This is a genomic window from Peribacillus sp. NPDC101481 (assembly GCF_044767165.1).
GTDB lineage: Bacteria > Bacillota > Bacilli > Bacillales > DSM-1321 > Peribacillus.
The window spans coordinates 752,585-774,004 of record NZ_JBIWNJ010000001.1 but is presented as its reverse complement, the minus strand read 5'-3'; the positions used below and the strand labels follow the sequence as shown (position 1 = coordinate 774,004).

At 39.7% G+C, this 21,420-nt stretch carries 20 protein-coding genes, 1 riboswitch and 1 other annotated feature; of the genes, 16 read left to right on the top strand and 4 right to left on the bottom strand.

The annotated features are described in order from the left end of the window. The first annotated feature begins 21 nt into the window (after positions 1-21). The 3 genes from ACIROD_RS03620 to ACIROD_RS03610 all read left to right on the top strand — a co-directional run bounded on the left by ACIROD_RS03620 (position 22) and on the right by ACIROD_RS03610 (position 4,821). A complete protein-coding gene (locus tag ACIROD_RS03620; RefSeq protein ID WP_402938033.1) occupies positions 22-1,539 on the top strand; it encodes a carboxypeptidase M32 in 1,518 nt (505 codons plus the stop codon). Between the two features lie 1,113 nt (positions 1,540-2,652). After that, a riboswitch (purine riboswitch) is annotated at positions 2,653-2,754 on the top strand. 161 nt (positions 2,755-2,915) lie between these two features. Continuing rightward, positions 2,916-3,515: a xanthine phosphoribosyltransferase gene (locus tag ACIROD_RS03615; RefSeq protein ID WP_260358973.1), complete on the top strand. Its 600-nt coding sequence runs from the start codon at positions 2,916-2,918 to the stop codon at positions 3,513-3,515. Further along, the gene (locus ACIROD_RS03610; RefSeq protein WP_101222361.1) at positions 3,508-4,821 is read left to right on the top strand and encodes a nucleobase:cation symporter-2 family protein; all 1,314 of its coding nucleotides are present in this window, start codon (positions 3,508-3,510) and stop codon (positions 4,819-4,821) included. Before ACIROD_RS03615 ends, ACIROD_RS03610 begins: the two co-directional genes overlap by 8 nt. Before the next feature lie 343 nt (positions 4,822-5,164). Here ACIROD_RS03610 and ACIROD_RS03605 read toward each other — a convergent pair whose 3' ends face one another. After that, positions 5,165-5,356 (bottom strand): hypothetical protein, encoded by a 192-nt coding sequence (locus ACIROD_RS03605; protein WP_402940092.1) that lies wholly within the window; start codon positions 5,354-5,356, stop codon positions 5,165-5,167. Positions 5,357-5,804: 448 nt separating this feature from the next. Here ACIROD_RS03605 and ACIROD_RS03600 point away from each other — a divergent pair, with 448 nt between their 5' ends. From ACIROD_RS03600 to ACIROD_RS03565, 8 genes are all read left to right on the top strand, one after another. Beyond that, positions 5,805-6,893, top strand: a complete 1,089-nt coding sequence (locus ACIROD_RS03600; RefSeq protein ID WP_402938028.1) for a type III polyketide synthase — start codon at positions 5,805-5,807, stop codon at positions 6,891-6,893. Further along, the gene (locus tag ACIROD_RS03595) at positions 6,893-7,423 is read left to right on the top strand and encodes an isoprenylcysteine carboxyl methyltransferase family protein (RefSeq protein ID WP_230176926.1); all 531 of its coding nucleotides are present in this window, start codon (positions 6,893-6,895) and stop codon (positions 7,421-7,423) included. Before ACIROD_RS03600 ends, ACIROD_RS03595 begins: the two co-directional genes overlap by 1 nt. Positions 7,424-7,581: 158 nt before the next feature. Continuing rightward, positions 7,582-7,746, top strand: a complete 165-nt coding sequence (locus ACIROD_RS03590; RefSeq protein WP_157830996.1) for a hypothetical protein — start codon at positions 7,582-7,584, stop codon at positions 7,744-7,746. A 191-nt stretch (positions 7,747-7,937) separates the two neighbouring features. Beyond that, positions 7,938-11,651 (top strand): dynamin family protein, encoded by a 3,714-nt coding sequence (locus ACIROD_RS03585; RefSeq protein WP_402938023.1) that lies wholly within the window; start codon positions 7,938-7,940, stop codon positions 11,649-11,651. A 15-nt stretch (positions 11,652-11,666) separates the two neighbouring features. Then, complete coding sequence (locus ACIROD_RS03580) at positions 11,667-12,428, top strand: nucleotidyltransferase domain-containing protein (protein WP_402938020.1); 762 nt, start codon at positions 11,667-11,669, stop codon at positions 12,426-12,428. Positions 12,429-12,440: 12 nt separating this feature from the next. Continuing rightward, complete coding sequence (locus tag ACIROD_RS03575; RefSeq protein WP_402938017.1) at positions 12,441-13,268, top strand: sulfurtransferase; 828 nt, start codon at positions 12,441-12,443, stop codon at positions 13,266-13,268. Positions 13,269-13,353: 85 nt separating this feature from the next. Next, complete coding sequence (locus tag ACIROD_RS03570) at positions 13,354-14,229, top strand: 5'-3' exonuclease (RefSeq protein ID WP_101223445.1); 876 nt, start codon at positions 13,354-13,356, stop codon at positions 14,227-14,229. A 121-nt stretch (positions 14,230-14,350) separates the two neighbouring features. Beyond that, entirely contained in the window at positions 14,351-14,632 is a 282-nt protein-coding gene (locus ACIROD_RS03565) for a DUF6123 family protein (RefSeq protein ID WP_230176922.1), read from the top strand. 44 nt (positions 14,633-14,676) lie between these two features. On the opposite strand, the gene ACIROD_RS03560 is transcribed toward ACIROD_RS03565, so the two are convergent. After that, the gene (locus ACIROD_RS03560) at positions 14,677-15,585 is read right to left on the bottom strand and encodes a DMT family transporter (protein ID WP_402938012.1); all 909 of its coding nucleotides are present in this window, start codon (positions 15,583-15,585) and stop codon (positions 14,677-14,679) included. Then, positions 15,569-15,982, bottom strand: coding sequence for a reverse transcriptase-like protein (locus ACIROD_RS03555; protein ID WP_402938009.1), 414 nt, complete (start codon positions 15,980-15,982; stop codon positions 15,569-15,571). The genes ACIROD_RS03560 and ACIROD_RS03555 overlap by 17 nt, the downstream gene beginning before the upstream one ends. Positions 15,983-16,202: 220 nt before the next feature. On the opposite strand from ACIROD_RS03555, the gene ACIROD_RS03550 reads away from it, so the two are divergent. The 3 genes from ACIROD_RS03550 (at position 16,203) to ACIROD_RS03540 (ending at position 18,122) form a co-directional block, all read left to right on the top strand. Continuing rightward, the gene (locus tag ACIROD_RS03550) at positions 16,203-16,874 is read left to right on the top strand and encodes a ribonuclease H family protein (protein WP_230176920.1); all 672 of its coding nucleotides are present in this window, start codon (positions 16,203-16,205) and stop codon (positions 16,872-16,874) included. Between the two features lie 5 nt (positions 16,875-16,879). Continuing rightward, positions 16,880-17,065, top strand: coding sequence for a zinc-finger domain-containing protein (locus ACIROD_RS03545; protein WP_101222353.1), 186 nt, complete (start codon positions 16,880-16,882; stop codon positions 17,063-17,065). A gap of 79 nt (positions 17,066-17,144) precedes the next feature. After that, complete coding sequence (locus ACIROD_RS03540) at positions 17,145-18,122, top strand: HD-GYP domain-containing protein (RefSeq protein WP_402938005.1); 978 nt, start codon at positions 17,145-17,147, stop codon at positions 18,120-18,122. A gap of 15 nt (positions 18,123-18,137) precedes the next feature. Here ACIROD_RS03540 and ACIROD_RS03535 read toward each other — a convergent pair whose 3' ends face one another. Next, positions 18,138-18,602 (bottom strand): RrF2 family transcriptional regulator, encoded by a 465-nt coding sequence (locus ACIROD_RS03535; RefSeq protein WP_101222351.1) that lies wholly within the window; start codon positions 18,600-18,602, stop codon positions 18,138-18,140. Positions 18,603-18,772: 170 nt separating this feature from the next. Here ACIROD_RS03535 and hmpA point away from each other — a divergent pair, with 170 nt between their 5' ends. Both hmpA and proB read left to right on the top strand, forming a co-directional pair. Continuing rightward, positions 18,773-19,981: an NO-inducible flavohemoprotein gene (gene hmpA, locus ACIROD_RS03530; RefSeq protein ID WP_402938001.1), complete on the top strand. Its 1,209-nt coding sequence runs from the start codon at positions 18,773-18,775 to the stop codon at positions 19,979-19,981. 62 nt (positions 19,982-20,043) lie between these two features. After that, positions 20,044-20,258: a binding site (T-box leader), on the top strand. A gap of 57 nt (positions 20,259-20,315) precedes the next feature. Further along, positions 20,316-21,404, top strand: coding sequence for a glutamate 5-kinase (proB, locus tag ACIROD_RS03525; RefSeq protein WP_063593971.1), 1,089 nt, complete (start codon positions 20,316-20,318; stop codon positions 21,402-21,404). The last annotated feature ends 16 nt before the right edge of the window (positions 21,405-21,420 follow it).

Genomic DNA, 21,420 nt, shown 5'->3' with positions numbered 1-21,420 from the left:
TAGTTGGAAGGAGCAGTGAATATGAAAAAAAAGGGTATAGATCTGATAGAAAAAGAGTTTAAAGAATATGTAAAGAAAATCTCTGCTTATAATGAAGCTCTCGCGTTAATTTTTTGGGATTTGCGTACAGGTGCACCTAAAAAGGGAGTTGAGCAGCGTTCCGAAGTTATCGGTATGCTTTCCTCCGAAGTGTTTAATATGAGCACAAGTAAGGAAATGGAATCCTTCATTGCAGAACTTTCGATGGATAAAGCCATTCTTGGTGAATCGACGAATAAGATGGTACAAGAGTGTAAAAAAGAGTTTGAAAGGAATAAGAAAATTCCTGTGAACGAATATAAGGAATTCGTCATTTTACAATCGCGTTCCGAAAGTGCATGGGAAGAGGCAAGGGAAAAAGCTGATTTTTCTTTATTTCAACCTTATCTGGAGCAAATTGTAGCATATACCCGCAGGTTCGTAGAGTACTGGGGATATGAAGGGACGAAATATAATACCCTTTTAGACATATATGAACCAGGAATGACTGTAGATATACTTGATGGCGTATTCAGTGAGCTTCGGTCGAGGATCGTTCCCTTGGTAAAACAGATTGCAAAAAGCGAACATAGACCGGAAACTTCGTTCCTATATAAAGAATTTCCAAAAGAAAAACAGCATCAATTCAACTTGGAAATTTTAAAACAGCTAGGATACGATTTCAAGGCTGGCAGGCTTGATGAAACAGTTCACCCTTTTGAAATTAGAATAAATAGGGGCGATGTCCGGGTGACGACCCGATACGATGAAAATGATTTTAGGGGGGCAATCTTTGGTACCATTCATGAATGTGGACATGCCATTTATGAGCAGAATATCGCTGAAGAGTTAACCGGAACACTTCTCGATAGCGGGACATCAATGGGGATCCATGAATCACAATCTTTGTTTTTTGAAAACTTCATTGGACGGAACCATAGCTTTTGGAAAAATAAATTTTCCTTATTAAAGGAATATGCTCCCGAACAATTCCAAGATGTGACGCTGGATGAATTTTACCGGGGCATTAACGAATCAAAACCATCGTTCATCCGTATTGACGCAGATGAACTGACGTATCCTCTACATATTATGATTCGGTATGAACTGGAAAAGGCCCTCTTTAATGGGGAACTTGAAGTGAAGGATTTACCGGAAGTCTGGAATGAAAAATACAAGGATTATCTGGGAATTGTGCCTGAAAATGATGCAATGGGCGTGTTGCAAGATGTACACTGGGCAGATGGCAGCTTTGGTTATTTCCCTTCTTATGCATTGGGATATATGTATGCAGCTCAAATCAAGCAATCGATGCTTAAAGATTTGCCTGATTTTGATGAACTGTTGGAAGCGGGTGATATTGAACCAATCAGGAAATGGCTTAATGAAAAAATACATAAATACGGAAAAACAAAAAAGCCTCTGGAGGTTTTGAAAGAAACGACAGGGGAAGGCCTGAATGTTCAGTATTTAATAAAGTATCTTGAAGATAAATATAAAGAAGTTTATAAAATCAAATGAAGCAAAGAAGAAGGACTTGGATTAAATCTCAAGCCCTTCTCAGTTTGTAGACAAAAGGGGTTCGGAATTAAAAATTCCGAAACCCCTTTTGAAATTCCCTTTAAATTTCCGCCTGAAATTAAGAGATTGGGGGCTCTGCAAGCCCACCAGGTTAGGCCATTTTTGGACCTTACCATGTCCAATTGGCCATCTTCTTTAAAATAACAGCAGCGAAAGTAAGCATCGCCTGCATTGACAATTTTTAAATACCATTCTTTTGCATTTGCGAATACACGCTTTCTTTACGTTTCGTATATATAGGTTTTACATCTTAATGATGACGCAGATGATCTGCTTCTTCCGCATATGTTTGCCAGATAGGCCGTGTCACCACTTTTTGATATTCTTTTGTACACCGTGATAAAGATGATGAGCATGTTGCACAGAGGTGTTTTGGTGATTTGTACTCACGATAGCCCTCTTTATATGTTGAATACATATCTTTCACCAAATCATAAATGAAAAAAAGTCAATGGCAGCCTCCATTTCACGAACCAAATGGTTCGCTGCACTAGTTGATTTAAAGTGATCATTTTCATTTGATTTCGCTGAATAGAATCATGATAGAAAGCATCCTCATTCCCTCAAGTTTTATAAATTTAAAAACAATCAAGACTTTAAGCAAAAGGATTCTATCTAAAAGTTTAAAAAAAGTTGATTGGTGCGGGTGTGCGAGACTCCTGCGGGAAAAGCGAGTACAGGGGAGACCCCGGAGGCTCCCGGACCGCCCGCGGAAAGCGAGTGCCTGTAGAGGAAATCAACGGTCGAATTGTACAAACCATAAAAAACTGTAGACAAACTCGATTTTAATCGAAGTTTGCCTACAGTCTGAGAAGGACTTGGGTTAAATCTCAAACCCTTCTTCTTTTTTTAGGGTCGCTACAAAAACGCATGGTATATACCAGTAAAATGGAAAATGGTGTTTTTTTTGATAGGAAATCCAAGTTATTTAGGTTTGGTGATTTCACAATTTTCTAATAATACGAATAATGATTTATTTTTTTAATTTAAAGTTCGGCTTTTTATCATAAATTACTTTTCAAATAGAGCCAGCGTTGGTATAATTCAGATATTAATATAATATAATGTTTCACTCGTATAATAGCAGGGATATGGCCTGCAAGTTTCTACCGAATTACCGTAAATAATTCGACTATGGGTGAGTAATAGATCTTGTTGCGTAATGAAGGCTTTTGTTGATTCATTTTTCATTCATGCCCAAGAAGTATTGCTTCACTCCAAAAAAGTGCCGCAATATTTCTTGGGCTTTTTTATATGCCGGGAAATAATTGTGTGGTTTATGGGTCAATAAACATCCAAGATTGGGAGGAACCTTCATGCAACTTTTAAAGGAAAAAATCTTGTCCGAGGGTCAAGCTTTATCAGAAGATATTTTAAAGGTAGATTCATTCTTAAATCATCAAATGGATCCTATGCTAATGAAAGAAATTGGTAAAGAATTCGTTAAACGTTTCGAACACAAGGAAATCACGAAAGTGCTGACAATTGAATCATCAGGCATTGGTCCTGGCTTGATGGCTGCTTTGGAATTGGGAGTTCCGCTCATTTTTGCCCGTAAACGTAAATCACTTACTTTAACAAATGATTTAGTGACGGCTTCCGTTCATTCCTTTACAAAAAAAGAAACCAATACCATTACGGTTTCCAATAAATATATTGAAGCTGGAGATAAGGTCTTGATCATCGATGACTTCCTTGCGGTCGGACAGGCAGCCAGGGGCTTGGTGGAAATCTGTAAGCAGGTTGGAGCAGAAGTGGCCGGAATCGGCATCGTGATTGAAAAAGCATTTCAAAGTGGTGGTAAGGATCTTAGGGAACAAGGCTTCCAAGTGGAATCACTTGCGAGAATTGCTGAGTTGAAATTCGGTGAGATAACGTTCACTGATGAAAAGGAAGGAGCAGCCGTCAATGTCTAATCAATCACCATTAAAAGTTGCATCCTTAGGATTACAACATGTTCTCGCCATGTATGCCGGTGCCGTCGTCATTCCATTGATTGTCGGTGGGGCGCTGGAATTGACTGCAGCGCAGTTAACTTATTTAGTTTCGATAGACATTTTGATGTGTGGGATAGCAACTTTATTGCAAGTGTGGAAAAATAAATTCTTTGGAATTGGGCTTCCGGTCGTCTTAGGCTGCACATTTACAGCAGTTAGCCCGATGATTGCAATTGGTACGCAATATGGAATCAACTCCATTTATGGATCTATTTTGGCGTCGGGATTGATCGTCATTATCATTAGTAAGTTCTTCGGAAAACTGGCAAGGTTCTTCCCGCCCATTGTCACTGGATCGGTCGTTTTGATTATTGGCATTACGCTCATTCCTGTTGCCATCAACAACCTTGGTGGAGGCCAGGGAGCTGCTGATTTCGGAGACTTGAATAATGTAGCTCTTGGTTTTGGAACTTTGTTATTCATTATATTCATGTATAAATTCTCGACGGGATTCGTACGCTCCATTTCTATTTTATTGGGGCTGTTAGTGGGAACCTTTGCGGCCTTCTTCCTTGGAAAAGTGGATTTTAGCTCAGTGGTCAGTGCCAATTGGCTGCATATGCCACATTTTTTCTACTTTGGAACTCCGACATTTAACGTCACGGCAATCATTACAATGACATTGGTGGCGATCGTCAGCTTGGTGGAATCGACTGGTGTTTATTATGCCCTTGGTGAAATCACGGACAAAGAGATTTCAGAAGACGATCTAGCTCGCGGATATCGTTCTGAAGGACTTGCCATCATGATTGGCGGTTTGTTCAATTCGTTTCCTTATACAGCTTTTTCACAAAATGTCGGCTTGATTCAATTGTCAGGCATTAAAACAAGAAATGTCATATACACAACAGCCGGCATTCTCATTTTCATAGGTTTTGTTCCGAAAATCGGTGCATTCACGACTATTATCCCTTCATCCGTGCTTGGCGGTGCAATGGTTGCAATGTTCGGGATGGTAATTGCCGCTGGAATTAAGATGTTGAGCAAAGTGGACTTTGCTTCTCAAGAAAATTTATTGATCATCGCTTGTTCAGTAGGTATGGGACTTGGAGTGACGGTCGTTCCTGAGTTATTTGCACAAATTCCGGAAAGCTTTCAAATCTTAACTGAAAACGGTATTGTAGCCGGAAGTTTGACAGCCATTTTCTTGAATATTGTCTTTAACATCGTCCCTACAAAAGGCAAAGTGAAGGAAACGCGTATTGAAGGTCAAAATGTAGCCTGAAAATAGTTTCGCTAAACTTGATAGATTCACCCATTAAATGCCCAAATTTCTCAGATGATGAGGATTTTGGGCATTTTTACATTTAGGCCGAATAATATCATTGATAATCAAATTGGCCTTTTGTCAGATAAAAGGAAACTCTCTTCACTTTTTGAATATATTGATAGTATATGTTCAGGAAAGTAGTGATAGGGATGGAGAAAAAATATTGTATTCATTGTCGGACCATTCTAAGCCAGGAGTATAGGTGCAGTGTGTGTGGAAAAGAGGAGTTTCAAAATATCATCATACAAGTGCAAAATCAATCTTCAGTAAAGAAGGAAGAATGAAAGTGCCCCCTTACCTAAAATCGGTAAGGGGGTTTTATTGTTTCGTGAATTACATTTCGATCATTAAGATGATAAGAAGGGTACCTACGCCTTTTTATGATATGGGTAACATGCATTTCGCCATTGCCCACAATGACGGTGGGCGGTGTAATATAAATCAATGGATTCTCTTCTGCTAAAGAGGCGGTAATATTACCGGCAATTATGTTGCCGAATTCTACTGCATAAGATCAAGCATTTCACCTTCTAACGGGATGCCGAACATACTTTCACCTATTTTACTCATGCATCCGTTAGTCCCCTCAATCATTATTCTCCCACGGATATCCCCTGTCATGCCAATAAGGACGCTATTGGGTTCCTGTTCGAAAGGCAGTCTTATAATGTAAGGCTTTTGAATGTCCAAAGAGAAAGGAATAAGGGACTACCGCCCTGGATGGTTCCATATAACAATTTTGTGATTATAGTGTTGATTTCCAATTTCATTCCCACTTGTATGGTTATGTTCTTTTATCGAATTTATAGTCTTTTTTTCTATAAGAAAAAAGGAAAAAATATTATAAAATCCAGATAAATATAACCATTTAGCTATAAAGCATAATTGATATCCTGGTGGGTATATTAACCATATCATGAATAATTAGGGGTGGGATCATGCCGTATTTATTATCTGCATCACATGTAAAGCTGCCATATTTACTTTCACAGGAAAAAATCATGGAATTTTCGAGAGAAATATTTGGAGCATCTTTTAAGAATATAGAACGGTTACTGAAGGCCTTTAAGAATGGACAAGTGGAGAATCGATATTTTTCAAATGATCTCGATTGGTTTAAAGAGGATCATTCTTTTGCCGAGCGGAATGATTTATATATACAGCAGGCAGTCAAGTTTGGGAAAGAAGCTATAGAAAAATGCTTAGCGAACACATCATTTTTAAAAGAAGAACTGCCGGCAAACGAGTTAGATGCTTTCTTCTTTATCTCAAGCACTGGGATTGCCACCCCGACCATTGATGCCAGGATAATGAATGAACTTCCATTTAACCCGCATGCTAAAAGGATTCCGATTTGGGGGCTTGGCTGTGCAGGGGGAGCGAGTGGACTATCACGTGCTTTTGAATATTGCCAAGCATACCCGACTGCGAAGGTCATTGTTTTAAGCGTGGAGTTATGCAGTTTGACATTTCAAAGGAATGATATCTCCAAAAGCAATTTAATTGGGACTTCCTTATTTTCCGACGGAGTAAGCTGTGTTTTGGTTTGCGGTGATGAAGTGCCGAATGAACAGTTTTCAAAAAAAGTAAGACATTTGCAATTTTTGGATTCGCAATCGACGCTTATGCCGGATTCATTGGATGTCATGGGTTGGGATGTAAAAGATCAAGGGTTATACGTGATCTTTTCGAAAGATATCCCTACAATCATCAAGGATTGGCTTAAACCGAATGTTCAAGAGTTCTTAATGGAGAATGGATTCGATTTAAATGATATAAAAGATTTCATCGCTCATCCTGGAGGCAAGAAAGTAATTGATGCATATCACGAAGCTCTCGGGTTCGATGAAAGCATGACGGCAGAGTCAATGAGCGTATTGCGCGAATTTGGCAATATGTCATCAGCGACTATTTTGTATGTTCTGGAGAGGTTCATGCAGCGGGGCGGGAATAAAGGTGAGATGGGCCTGGCTGCTGCATTAGGGCCTGGGTTTTCATCTGAACTTGTGTTAATGAGGTGGAAGTGATGATCTTTGCCATTCTCATTATCTTGATCGCTATACAGCGCCTGGTTGAATTATATATCGCCAAACAAAATGAAAAACAGCTGAAAGCTGCAGGAGCAGTGGAATACGGTGAGTCCCATTACAGGTGGATGGTTCTAATGCATCTTAGTTTTTTTATTGTTCTCATTATTGAAGTGATCGTGCTTGAAAGGAATATGTCTGGACTTTGGCCAATTTGGCTGACCCTTTTTATAATTGCGCAGTCAGGCAGGATTTGGGTAATCCGTTCATTAGGAAAACATTGGAATACAAAAATCATAGTGGTTCCTGATGCCGATGTAGTCATTAAAGGTCCTTATAAATATTTCAAACATCCGAACTATATCATAGTCGCAACTGAGATTTTAGTTATTTCCTTATTATTCAATGCATATTATACTGCTATCATCTTTAGTTTATTGAATGTTTGGATGATGACGGTAAGAATCCCGCTGGAAGAGAAGGCATTAAAGGAACATACGGAATATTCTACGGTTTTTAAGGGAAAATAATAAAAAAATTTAATTTCTTATTGAAAATGATTATCGTTCGTGATAAGATTCTAAATGAAGATGAAAATTATTCTCATTCGGATCTCGATAATTTTATTTAAATAACTAATAACTAATAACTAATAACTAAAAGCTAAACAATATATAAGAGGATGGTGTTGGTAATGGTTTGGGTATTCATTTTATTGACAATCGCTACATATGGTTTTGTGATGAAACATGTATTGAATAATATTCAAAAACCGGCAAAGGCATTAAAACCTTATACCGAGTCACCAATTGAAAACCGAGCTGCTTTTAACCCCACCCCTACAACCAGGTAAACATCCTGGTTTTTTTTTGCATTCCAAGTCAATATGAATCAAACTGCATGAATCCACCAATCGGTGGTTTTTTTTTTGAACATGGAATGTAATGAATCATATAGTAAAAATAAAGCTGATGGTATGAATAACAAACGAAATCGTTTACAATAAGAATATCAAAATGACGATAGATTAAGGGGTATGGATTCATGATTCAAGAAACATTAAAGCAACAGTCCAAATTGGGGATTTTGACTGCCATGTATGAGAAATTTCAATCGGCAGGTGATACAGGCAATGCCGATAAACTGAAACAGTTAATCATGAAAGTGAATAAAGAGGAGTTCATCATTGCATTTTGCGGGCATTTTTCAGCGGGGAAATCCAGTATGATCAATTTTTTCCTTGGTGATCAAGTACTGCCTTCAAGTCCGATTCCAACGAGTGCGAATACGGTAAAGGTCCAAAAAGGGGAAGACTATGCCAAGGTCTTTTACCATCATCAGCCACCAGTATTATTTCCTGCACCTTATGATTTTAAAGAGGTCAAGAAATTTGCCAAGGATGGAGACTCAGTATCGGCAATAACGATAAGCTCCAATGATTTTTCACTGCCGGATTCATGTGCGATCATGGATACGCCAGGAATTGATTCAACAGATGATGCACATAGAGTTTCTACGGAATCTGCCTTGCATCTAGCTGATGTCGTCTTCTATGTCATGGACTACAATCACGTCCAATCAGAGGTGAACTTCCTATTCACTAAAGAGCTGTTAGAGGCTGAAAAACCGACATACTTAATTATCAATATGATTGATAAGCATGATGAGAACGAGCTTAGCTTTCAAGACTTCAAGCTTTCCGTTTCTGAAGCATTTGCGAACTGGAATGTATATCCTGACGGGATTTTTTATACTTCCGTAAGAGACTTGAACAATAGTGAAAATGAAATAGAAGTGGTCAAGCAATTCATATATGAAATGGCTGGCAAAGGTCTAAATGATGGCAAAGATGCCATCATGCAATCTGCTAATGCCCTTGTCGAAAGGCATCTTAATTGGCTGAAGGAGCAGTATGAAGAGGAACATGCCGATGATTTTGAAGTATTGTCAGAACTTCCTCATGAAGAACGAGTACACCTGACGAATCAAGTAGACAGCCTATTGAAAGAAAAAAAATCATTAACGGGACGCATAGAGGACATCAAGGTACATTACGCTGATGCATTAGAAACGATTTTGAAAGGTGCGTACATCATGCCCGCGGCAACACGGGACCTGGGTAAATCTTTCTTGGAATCGGCTCAGCCAGATTTTAAAATGGGTCTATTATTTGCCAAGAAAAAAACGGATGCCGAACGTGAGGCACGTATCAAGGCGTTCTTGAGCGATCTACAAGAAAAGGTAAAAACCCAGCTTGAATGGCATATTAAAGAATTAGCAGTTAAAATGCTTAATCAAGCGGAGATCCATGATTCAACACTTGAAGGTAAGGCTCAGGCACTTCAGATCGAGGTAACGGAATCTTACATAAAAAATTCTTTGAGGCCTCAAGTCGATATTACGGGTGAATACGTTTTAAACTATACGAATGATTTAGCATCAGCCATCAAAAAGAAAGCACGTGATGTATCTGAAGGATTTTTGAATGAAATGGTTACCGTTATGGAAGGAATAGTGGAACGGCAGTCTATATCCATCGATAAGGAGCTTGAAGGATATTCTGAATTTGCGGAAGCCCTTAAAGTTACTGCTGCGATGAACGCGGAAATCGTTTACCAAACGGAGCGTTTAGAGGCCATTGCCCATCAAACTGAATCATTAGCAGATGAGCGTGATATCGATATGCTGTTAACTCAATGGAATGAAGAGGAAAAAAATATTACGGTCAAAATCATGAAAACCGAAAAAGGAAGTAATTCAAGGTCCGTCAACGAACAACCTGAAAGTGATTATGATAAAGAAAACAAGGAAGCTGTACCTTCCGTGACAGTTTCTTCATCTGATGCTGCTGATTTACGCGGAAAAGAAAAGCTGATGGAGACTGCAGCGAGTTTACAACAGGCAGCCAAGCTTATACAACCTTTGAGAGGATTTCAATCACTTTATAAGGAATTGAAAGAGAAGGCAAATCGCTTGGAACAGCAGACGTTCACGGTTGCCCTCTTCGGTGCATTCAGTGCGGGCAAATCTTCCTTTGCCAATGCGTTGATGGGAGAAAGCGTTCTTCCTGTTTCACCAAATCCGACAACTGCCGCAATCAACAAAATCATGTCTTCGGACGCTGAGCATCCACATGGAACGGCAACCGTCAAATTAAAGACCGAAGCAATGCTGTTGGAAGATGTAAGCCTGGCCTTGGCAGCTTTTGATAAATCGGCAAAGACTCTAGATGAAGCCCTCCAACTAGCAGGGCAAATCATTGCGAAGGCGGGGGAAGTCGATAAGGGGAAGACTCATTTATCCTTTCTAAGGGCTTTTCATCAAGGGCTGCCTGAGTACCAAAATGATCTAGGAAATGTGGTTACGGTAGATCTTGAAGGATTTAAACGTTTTGCTGCAGAAGAGTCCAAGTCATGTCTTGTTGATCTGATTGAATTGCGTTATGACTGTGAAATGACAAAGCAGGGGATGGTCCTTGTTGACACGCCTGGGGCGGATTCGATAAATGCACGACATACAGGAGCAGCTTTCGAATATATTAAGAATTCGGATGCCATTCTTTTTGTGACCTATTATAATCACCCATTCTCACGGGCGGACAGGGAGTTCTTGATACAACTTGGACGTGTGAAAGATTCATTCGCTATGGATAAGATGTTTTTCATTGTCAATGCCGTCGATCTGGCTCAAACCACTGACGAATTGGACGAAGTGATGGATTATGTCACAGATCAATTGAATGGATTCGGAATCCGTTTTCCAAAACTGTTCCCGCTTACGAGTAAGGGAGCGTTGATGGAAAAACAAACGCCTGGTTCATTTAAGCATTCTTTCCTTCCTAATAGCGGAATTTCCGAATTCCAAGGCCAATTCGATTCTTTCATAGAAAACGATTTAACTGGACTTGCAATTGAATCGGCTCAAGCGGCTGTAAAAAGAACGGAAGAACTGCTACGAGATGTAATTACAGCTTCAAGGCAGGATGAGAAAGCGAAACGAAATGCCCTGGAGACCCTTTCTCAAGAGTCACAGTCCATTTCGGAACTCCTCTCAGTCATTAAAGGGGATGCAGAAAGGCAGCGTTTGAAAAAAGAAGTCGACGAATTGACCTTCTATAGTAAACAACGAGTCTTCTTCCGGTTTAATGATTTCTTTAAAGAATCGTTCAATCCGGCTGTTTTAAAAGATGATGGAGGCGATCTGAAAATTGTCCTCAAGCAATCGATGAAGAACTTATTGGATGCGTTAGGCTTTGACCTTGCCCAGGAAATGCGGGCAACGGCATTAAGGACGGAAATGTTCGTAAATAAATTACTGAATGAGAAACAAAGCAGTTTGCTTCAGCAAATGCAAAAAGTAAGAAGAACCCTTTCATTGCAGCCATATGAGCCTAATGAGAGGGAGTCCATTGAATTTACAGGAGCTTTTGCCCAATTGGATACGGGAGAATTCAAAAAGGAATTAGCATTATTTAAAAATCCAAAATCTTTCTTTGAAAAAAATGAGAAAGCGAAAATGAGCGAAGGGCTTCAGAAGCGTTTGGATGAACCTGCCCTTATATATGTTAAAGAACAGGGTGAGCGGATTTTCGAAATGTATACTGAAGTCCTCGATCAAGAGTTACTTGCGATTCAAAAAGAGTTTAAAACGGAAATATCGGATATCTTTGCAGGCTTACGTGCAGCATTGGAGGAAACGGTCGATTTACCGTATTATGAAAATGCTGTAGCTGAATTGGCAAAAATGCATTCGAAATAGAAACGAGGTTCATTCATGAAAGAAAACCTTATTTCAAGATTGAGATACCTGGAAAAGAAAGAGGATATGACCATTTTGATGGCTGCTGTTACTGGCAGCCATTCTTTTGGTTTAGCATCCGGCCAATCTGATTATGATGTTCGATTTATATATGTTCATAATGATAAGCGATCATACCTCAGCTTAAGTCAGCCAGTTGAAGTCATTCAAATGAAAGAAGGCCAATTTGACATGGAAGGCTGGGATCTATTTAAAACATCACGTCTTACCTTAAAGAGTAATCCTGCTTTATTTGAATTATTTCAGTCGCAAATCAAGTTGATTATGCATCCGGATTATTATAGGAAGATGAATGGTTTGATAGCGGATTGCTATTCCAAAAAGGCACTGGGGCACCATTATTATCGGATGATGAGCGACAATCTTCAACAATTGACAAAAACAAAAGAAACCAAAAGAAAAGAACTAAAAATATGGGTACAAGTATGCCGTTCATATTTAATCTTGGAATATATCATCCAACGGGGTTCACTGCCACCTTTATCGGTATGGGAATTACTTGATTTGGTTTCAATTGATCAAGAATTGAAAACCGGGATGACCCGGATATTCAAGGCAAAACAAATGGAAGAATGTATAAGCAACAATGAAAGTGAAAAGAATCTTTTGCTATTGGAAGGGAAATCACTTTCCTTAAAGAATGAGATAACTGGGCTACATCAAGGGAAGAGCATGGAAACGGAGCTTAATGAATTAATTTGGGCCATTTTGAAGTAGGGGGTTATACAGATGAGTTTAATAATCGAAAAAGAAGAGCTGTTGCCGTTGTTGAATTCCAATGATATCAGAATTTGTGACTGCCGCTTTCAGCTAGGCACTCCTGATGCAGGGTATAAGGCATACAAAAAAGACCATATTTCAGGCGCTGTTTATTTCGATCTAGAAAAGGACTTATCGGGTCAGGTTAAAGAACATGGAGGAAGACATCCTCTTCCTGACCTGGAAACCATTAAAGGTAAACTGGAATCACATGGAATCACCAATGATACGGTACTCATTGCTTATGATGGCGGAGAAGGTTCTTTTGCTTCCAGGTTTGCGTGGCTGCTGAGCTACCTTGGACATAGGAAAGTTTTTGTTCTTAACGGGGGATATCGCGCCTGGAGGGATGCGGGCTATCCCATTGACTCGAATCAAACGAATTATGTGCCAGCTGAATATCATATTGATTTAAATGAGTCCGTTTTTGCTTCTTTCCAAACAGTAAAGAATTACACAATGAATAGGCCAGACGATGTCATTTTAATCGATTCAAGGGAATCTAAACGCTACGAGGGAATTGAGGAGCCGATTGATAAAAAAGCCGGCCATATACCTGGTGCCGTAAATAAGGTGTGGACGAACGTTCTGGAAAATGGCTATTTTAAAAAGAAGGAAGATCTTCAGTCGAATTTCACAGGCATCGGTAATGATAATGAAATCATTGTTTACTGCGGTTCAGGTGTAACCGCATCACCAAATTATATCGCCCTGAAAGAAGCGGGTTTTAAAGATGTGAAGATTTATATTGGCAGTTTCAGTGACTGGATCTCCTATGATGATAATCCAATTGAATAATATTTTTTCCAATTAAACGATCCTTAAAAAAGGGGACGGTTATGTTAAAATGGAAGTACATCATGATAGAGGTGATAATGTGTTAATGAAAGAAAACGAGCAGCACCCTTCCTTTATGCTTGTCGATGGGATGGCGCTTTTATTTAGAGCTTTTTATGCAACGGCTGTTACTGGTCAATTCATGATTAACTCGAAAGGCATACCAACCAATGCCGTTCAAGGTTTTTTGAAGCATATGCTGACGGCGGTGAATCACTTTTCACCCAGTCATGTAGCGGTTTGTTGGGATATGGGCAGCAAGACCTTCAGAAATGAATTATTTGATGGATACAAGGCTAATCGATCAGAAGCTCCAGTCGAAATGATTCCTCAATTCGACCTGGCGAAAAAAGCGGTTGAAGCATTTGATATCCCTAACATAGGGCTCTCTGGATATGAGGCGGATGACTGTATCGGGACAATTGCCAAGGCATCTGCCCAAAATAGCCGGGTGGGTATATTGACTGGCGATCAAGATATGCTGCAGTTAATAGATGAAAACATTTCCGTACTTTTGTTAAAAAAAGGGTATGGTAACTATGAGGTGCATAATCCCGATAGCTTTTTTGAATGGAAAGGGATTACACCAAGACAAATGATCGATTTAAAAGCTTTAATGGGTGATACAGCTGATAACTATCCCGGAGTTAAAGGAATAGGGGAAAAGACAGCGTTGAAATTATTGATCCAGTATCAAAATATCGAAGGGATTCTTGAAAATGTTGCTTCATTGACGAATGGGCAGCGGGCTAAAATTGAATCCGCCGTCGATATGCTTCATTTATCCAGAAAGCTAGCAGAAATAAAATGTGATGTACCAATTTCATGTTCTTTGGACGATGCGGTCTATCAGTATGATCGCGAGAAGGTAAAAAATCTGGCTAATGATCATGAATTCAGGGCTTTACTGCGAATGATTTAATCAAACAAGCGGAGCTTCCAAATGGGAGCTCCGTTATTTTGTATGGTGATTTTTTTGTCGAAAAATGGATAGTCAAAATCTTTGATATACGGTAAGATGAAAATAAGGTATGAAGTATGGAGTGGATGCAGAATTGGCGAAGTCAACTGAAGAGTATGTTAGTTTTTTAGAGGGTAAGGGATTCACTTTTGGTAATGACGCTATTGGTTTTATTTATTTTGGTAAGCGCTACACGGATGCAAGTGATATTTTAGTCAATGCAGCAATAGAATTGACATTGAAGGTACAAAAGAATTTTGATGGCAGTTTTTATATTTCCTTTTTGGAAAACTTAAAACAAAATGGCATTGAAACGCGTAGTGCAGCGGTATCGTTTGCAAAAGAACAGGGGCTGCTTAAATAAATCGGACTTCGTAACTGGGAGTCCGATTTATTTAATTGGGCTTTTCAAGAAAACTCCTGTGTCACCGATTTCTTTTTCTTAACAGGCAGTTCAGCGAAAATCATTCCCAAGAAAATGAATGCGCAGCCGATGATGGAGGCGGTAGTCAATTTTTCCCCTATCAATATGTATGAGGATAACGCAGCAAAAACCGGTTCCATAGAAAAGATCAGCGCCACTCTTGTAGGTGTCGTATAAGCTTGGAAGAAGGTTTGTGCGAAAAAGGCGAACGCCGTGGCAAGGGCTGCAGTAACCAATAAAGCAGTCCATACATCCTTCTGTAACATGACCTCAGAGCTGAAGATGACGGAATGATTCTCGTTGAAAATGAAGGCTGAAACAAATGATAATAAAGATACGGTCGAAACCTGAATAAGCGTCAACGGTAAAGCGGGTAGGGTCTTGGCATATCTAGCGGTAGTTATGATCTGCATGGCAAAACTGATTGCGCATAAAAATACCAGTAAATCACCGATATTCAAATTGGAGCGGTCAGCGAAAGTCATTAGATAAAGCCCAATGGTTGCCGCTGCGACACCGATCAATGTATTGCGGGAAAGCCGATGTTTTAAAAGCAGCAAGGAAAAAACCGGTACCATGACGACACTTAATCCTGTTATGAAGCCTGTCTTCGCAGGAGTCGTATAATTCAATCCGATCGTTTGAAGCCCATATCCCAGAAAAAGCCAAACCCCAATATGAAACCCGGCTATAATGAGGCCCTTATTCCAAGTTTTCCCCCTTTTGTGTAAAGTCGATATATATGGAATGAGCAAGAAAACGAAGGCCATGAAGAAACGGACGGCATTAAACGTGAATGGGTCAAGAAATGACAGGGCGTTTTGAACCATAACAAAAGTCACGCCCCAGATGAATACAACGAATAATAACGAAAAATCAGCTGTCTTGTTCATGAATTTCCTCAGCCTTATTCATGCGAATGGCCCGTCTCGCCAATTCATCCGCGGACTTGTTTTCAAGGTTTGGAATCCATTTCATGAAAAATAATTCAAGTTCGTCGGAAAGCTTTAGCGCCCGTTCCAGCAATATCGCATACTTATTTTTTGCAAATCTTTTTTCAATGGCCTGGTTGATGGCTTGGGAGTCAGTACGGAAAGAAACGACTTGATACTTATTGGCTACACAAATTTCCAATGCTTTGATTAAAGCATGGTATTCCGCTTCATGGTTTTCCATATTTCCAAGCGGAATTGAATGCCTCTCGACCACACCGTTATTATTTATGAAAACACCTGCGCCGCTCGGCCCGGGATTGCCCGCACTGGCACCATCAATATACACTTCGATCAATATATGCTCCTCCTCGAGTTTAACTGTCAATATGCCTTTATAAAAAATGTTTCATATAAAATAAGATTGAAACATGAGAATTTCAGGCTGATATGGGAACTATAATTAAAAAGAGTGATTCAAATGCTTACAATATATTATAAAGGGTATGACGAAAAAAAGGTATGAAAATTGTAAGCTGTTCTGCATGAATGGTGAATGGATAAGGAGCTGGAAATCTTTGAAGGTAATTATGCAATGGACATATCATGCTTCAAAAAAACCATCTGCCGATTTCGTTTCAGATTGGCTTGATGCCGGGACTGCACTGGTCATTACGGAGGATCTTGAAAAGGCAGGAAGGCTGAAAGAAGTGGAATTCAAGGATGAATTCGATACAACATGGACGAAGAAAGAGCTAAAGAAACTCCTGACGGAAGTTGAGGAAGAGCCGCAGGATGTGACGGTTTTTTTTGATGGCGGTTTTCAAAAAGATGAAAGGGTGGCAGGACTCGGTGTAGCTATTTACTTTCGACAAGGTAAGAAGTTCTGGCGGTTACGCACCAACGTGAAATTGGACCAATTCGAATCCAATAATGAAGCGGAATATGCGGCATTTCATGAAGCGGTCAGTCAGATGGAAGAACTTGGGGTGCATCATCAAAGCTGTGTCTTTAAAGGGGATTCTCTCGTTGTCTTAAATCAACTTTCCGGTGAATGGCCCTGTATGGAAGAAAACTTAAATAAATGGCTGGACCGCATTGAAGCGAAACTGGATAAATTAAAGATCATTCCGGTCTGCAAACCAATTTCTCGGAAGGAAAACCAGGAAGCTGATCGCCTGGCAACACTTGCACTGCAGGGAAAAGCTATTTTCAGCAAAATAGAGATTGTTGAATCAAAGGAGCCATAACAACAATGAACAGGAAAAAAATATATGAAGAAGTGGAAGATGTTCTTGCTTCATTTTGCCAGGATTGTTTTTTACGAAAGCATTTTCGAAAAGAGAAGGGGCGTACGTATGCCCATCAGTTTTGTATTTCAGAATGTACGGTTGGTGAAAAATTAAAACGCCTAGGCAATGAACTTAGTGACCGAACTTAAGTGCCAAAAAATTGTTTTCATTAAGACACAATGTCAGATATGGTATTATAGGTAAAAAATAGAGAAAAGTGTGAGAGCGATGAAAAATAGAAGAGGGAAGCTGATTAATAAAGCGAATCCGCCTCTTACCATACCTGAAATTGATTTCAAAATGGAAGAATTGAAAAAAGGTGAATCTACTCTAACTGAAGATCATTTACAACCTAAAGTAAAGATTCATGAAAGAATCAATAAAGCTTCTATTCGAATCAAAAACATCTTTCAAGATATACGTAATGAAGGAAAAATACAGCTTGAAAATGTTGAAGAGATTAAAGCGGAGGTAGCACCTGTCATTGCACAAGCTGCAAAGAATCCTGATGTTTATTACCTTTTCGAAGAGCTGCAAGCAAATAACGAGTACACGTATAAGCATAATATCGGTGTCGGAATCATTGCCACTTATCTAGGGATGAAGCTTGGATTATCGAAAGAAAACCTTTCAGCACTGACACTGGCAGCCACACTGCATGACGTGGGTAAAACAAGGATTCCGGATAGTATATTGGAAAAGCCGGGTAAACTGACTGCGGCAGAATATGAAGAAATGAAACGCCATGCCATTTATGGTTATGAATTACTTAAAAGTATCCCAGGAATCCCACCATCGATTGCATTAACAGCCCTTCAGCACCATGAACGGGAAGATGGGAAAGGCTATCCACATGGTCTGATGGGGAATGATATCCATCATCATTCGAAAATCGTCGCAATAGCCGATGTATTCCATGCGATGTCTTCAAATCGTGTATATCATCAGGCCATGCCGTTTTATAAGGTGATTGAGCAAATGAACAGCGATAAGTTCGGTAAATTCAATCCAGAGATACTGCTGGAGTTTGTAAACCGATTAATGTCCACTTTAGTCGGAAAAGAAGTCACGCTTACCAATGGGCGAAACGGGACGATCATCATGATCAATCCATACGATCCCCTTAAAGTCCTATTGAAAACGGGTTCAGGGATCATGGATTTGCGAATGGAAAAGGAATGGCAGATTGAACGAATCATCGGTTAATGAAAAAGAGCCCGATTATAAAAAATCGGGCTTTTCGTCATGCTGCTTAACTGAATCGAAATAAGTTTTGAGCATCACTTTATTTTCGCTGAAGTCTGCAATCGTATATTGATCAAGGACCTTTAAAAAAGCATCCAAGGCATTATTAAGGACAAATTTCAATGAACAAACGGGAGAAATTACACAGTTATCGTGATCTTTAAAACATTCCACTAAATAAAAATCTTCTTCAGTTCTCCGTACCAGTTCCCCTACATTTATTTCGGCGGGTGATTTTGCAAGCCGGAAACCGCCATTTCTTCCACGTATGGTCTCAATATAGCCTAATTTACCTAGATTATGAACAATCTTCATCAAGTGATTTTTAGACAGTTGATAAACTTCAGATATCTCTTTAATATTTGACAATTTGCTTTGGTCGTGGGAAGCCAGGTAAATCAACACTCTTAGTGAGTAATCGGAATAACTCGTCAACCTCATGTTTATCGCCTCACATTCTATCCCCATTAGACTATATCATAAATGTGAACATTTTATAAACATGAAAACTTATTATTTAAAAAGATGTATAAAAAATATTGCTTTTAATGCATTTAAGTTCTAATATAAACATGTATTTAAAATACTTGTTTATGAAGAGGGGTTTACCTATGCTATCCCAAAAAACTATCGATGTTATCAAATCAACCGTACCCGTATTAGAAGTGCATGGTGCAACTATCACAACTGTATTCTATAAAAATCTTTTCGAAGCACATCCTGAATTGTTAAATGTCTTTAATCACGCCAATCAAAAAAAGGGGCGCCAGCAAACTGCACTTGCCAACACGGTTTTGGCAGCGGCTAAACATATAGATCAACTTGAAACAATCTTACCTGCCGTGAAGCAAATAGCACAAAAACACAGAAGTCTTGCTGTTAAAGCTGAACATTATCCTATTGTTGGAGAATATCTATTAGGAGCAATCAAGGAAGTGTTACAAGATTCGGCTACAGAAGAGATCCTCCAAGCTTGGGGAGAGGCCTATGGAGTCATTGCCGATGTTTTCATTAGCATTGAAAAGGAAATGTACAATCAAGCTTCCAATCAGGTCGGCGGATGGTCTGATTTCAAACGATTCACAGTGGTGGAAAAAGTGCGGGAAAGTGACGTAATCACTTCCTTTTATTTAAAGCCATCAAATGGTGACAAGGTTCCAGCATTTCTTCCTGGACAATATATTACCGTTCGTATCGAGATACCGGGTGAACGCTATTTATTCAACCGTCAGTATAGTTTGTCTGATGTTCCGGGAAAAGATTACTTCCGGATTTCCGTTAAAAAAGAAAAGCCTGGAACCTCTCCTGATGGAAGGGTCTCTAACTACTTGCATGAATCCATTCAGATGGGTGACAGTATAGAAGTAACGGCTCCTGCAGGTGATTTCACCATTGATTTGGGAAAACGAACTCCGGCAGTATTCTTGAGCGGAGGCGTTGGCATAACGCCTTTCATGAGTATGGTTCATGCAGTAGCTGAACAAACACCTGAGCGTGATGTCCAATTCATTCACGCATCCGATAAAGGCACTTTACAGCCGTTCAGAACGGAACTGACAGAACTAACGCACAAGCTTGCCAGTTATCATTTATCCCTTGTCTTTAAAAATCCGAGTGAGGATGATAAGAACCTGCCGAATTTTGCAAAGCAAGGGTATGTTGATAAGGAATTATTGAGCAGTATTGTTAAACCTGAGGCTGATTATTATGTGTGCGGCCCTGTGCCTTTCATGAAGGCCGTCATCACTTACCTGAAAGAGCTTGGGGTAGATACGGATAAAATCCACTATGAATTCTTCGGCCCAGCCATGGCGCTATAAGGTTCATTCATCGAAGGAATGTTATTGACATCAAGAAGATAATTTTGCATACTATATTAAAACAATGAACGTTGAGAGAAGATTAGTATGCGAGAATCACTGTGACAGAGAGCGGCGTCAATTGCTGGAAGGCCCGCGACAGGAATGCGCAGAACCTGCTTCTTGAGTCCTATGCAAAACATAGGCGCAAATCCTGGCGTTATCAGGCAAAGTGGAATGCATGAATTTGCATTCAATGAAGGTGGTACCACGGAGAGCAGCCCTTTTCGTCCTTATTTCGAGGATGAAAAGGGCTTTTTTTCATGTCTTAGATATTTATTGGAGGAAGTAATCGATGGAAAAGAAACGCATCGTTGTAAAGATAGGAAGTAGTTCTTTGACCAACACACAAGGTGAAATCGACCAGAATAAATTTTCCGATCATATCCAGGCAGTGGCAGCTTTAAGGAAAGCCGGACATGAAGTTGTCCTTGTTTCATCAGGTGCTGTAGCGACAGGTTTTCGCAAGCTTGGCTACCCGACGAGACCTGTCACTCTCAAAGGAAAACAAGCTGCTGCAGCTGTAGGTCAAAGCCTATTGATTCAATCGTATATGGAACAATTGGGGCATTTTGGAATCGTTCCGGCGCAGATTTTATTAACAAGGAAAGATTTCTCGAAAAAAGATAGATATAAAAATGCATATGCCACATTGATGGAATTGCTTGAACGCGGCATCCTTCCGATCATAAATGAAAATGATACAGTATCGGTCGAGGAGTTGACTTTTGGTGATAATGATATGCTATCCGCCTTAGTAAGCGGCCTGGTCCACGCGTCCAACTTGATCATATTAACGGACATTAATGGGCTTTATGATTCCAATCCACAGACAAATCCAGGGGCTAAACGATTTGATAAGCTATCCGAAATAACGGATGATTTATTGCAAATGGCAGAAGGTGCAGGTTCCAATGTCGGAACCGGTGGGATGAAATCGAAGCTGATTGCAGCGCAAACTGCATTGTCTCTAGGGGTGAAAGTATTCATCGGTTCTGGTTTGGGGAGTGATAAACTTCTAACAATCCTTGAAGGCAATGGTGATGGCACGTATATTGGGAATGATCTCTTGACGACGGTAACGAAAAACAAACAATGGATATCACTTCATTCAAAAGTATCCGGGAAAATTTTCGTTGATGAAGGTGCCGAAAGGGCCTTAGTTTCAAATGGCAGCAGTCTGCTGCCAGCTGGAATTTATGAAATTAAAGGAGTCTTCAATAAGGGTGATGTTGTCGAAGTCTTTGGTGCAAATGGGTTATTAGGGCGGGGTGAGGTCCTTTATTCCGACGAAGAATTAAAACAGGCGATGGGAAAGAGGACATCCGAGCTTATAATCACTTCCATAGAAGTTATCCATCGCGATAAATGGGTGAAAGCATAAAAAATAAATTTCAAGA

Excerpts from the sequence above, each read along its gene's own strand:
- ACIROD_RS03620 (WP_402938033.1), top strand. The coding sequence starts at position 22 with ATGAAAAAAAAGGGTATAGATCTGATAGAAAAAGAGTTTAAAGAATAT.
- ACIROD_RS03615 (WP_260358973.1), top strand. The coding sequence starts at position 2,916 with ATGCAACTTTTAAAGGAAAAAATCTTGTCCGAGGGTCAAGCTTTATCA.
- ACIROD_RS03610 (WP_101222361.1), top strand. The coding sequence starts at position 3,508 with ATGTCTAATCAATCACCATTAAAAGTTGCATCCTTAGGATTACAACAT.
- ACIROD_RS03600 (WP_402938028.1), top strand. The coding sequence starts at position 5,805 with ATGCCGTATTTATTATCTGCATCACATGTAAAGCTGCCATATTTACTT.
- ACIROD_RS03595 (WP_230176926.1), top strand. The coding sequence starts at position 6,893 with ATGATCTTTGCCATTCTCATTATCTTGATCGCTATACAGCGCCTGGTT.
- ACIROD_RS03585 (WP_402938023.1), top strand. The coding sequence starts at position 7,938 with ATGATTCAAGAAACATTAAAGCAACAGTCCAAATTGGGGATTTTGACT.
- ACIROD_RS03580 (WP_402938020.1), top strand. The coding sequence starts at position 11,667 with ATGAAAGAAAACCTTATTTCAAGATTGAGATACCTGGAAAAGAAAGAG.
- ACIROD_RS03575 (WP_402938017.1), top strand. The coding sequence starts at position 12,441 with ATGAGTTTAATAATCGAAAAAGAAGAGCTGTTGCCGTTGTTGAATTCC.
- ACIROD_RS03570 (WP_101223445.1), top strand. The coding sequence starts at position 13,354 with ATGAAAGAAAACGAGCAGCACCCTTCCTTTATGCTTGTCGATGGGATG.
- ACIROD_RS03560 (WP_402938012.1), bottom strand. The coding sequence starts at position 15,585 with ATGAACAAGACAGCTGATTTTTCGTTATTATTCGTTGTATTCATCTGG.
- ACIROD_RS03545 (WP_101222353.1), top strand. The coding sequence starts at position 16,880 with ATGAACAGGAAAAAAATATATGAAGAAGTGGAAGATGTTCTTGCTTCA.
- ACIROD_RS03540 (WP_402938005.1), top strand. The coding sequence starts at position 17,145 with ATGAAAAATAGAAGAGGGAAGCTGATTAATAAAGCGAATCCGCCTCTT.
- ACIROD_RS03535 (WP_101222351.1), bottom strand. The coding sequence starts at position 18,602 with ATGAGGTTGACGAGTTATTCCGATTACTCACTAAGAGTGTTGATTTAC.
- hmpA (WP_402938001.1), top strand. The coding sequence starts at position 18,773 with ATGCTATCCCAAAAAACTATCGATGTTATCAAATCAACCGTACCCGTA.
- proB (WP_063593971.1), top strand. The coding sequence starts at position 20,316 with ATGGAAAAGAAACGCATCGTTGTAAAGATAGGAAGTAGTTCTTTGACC.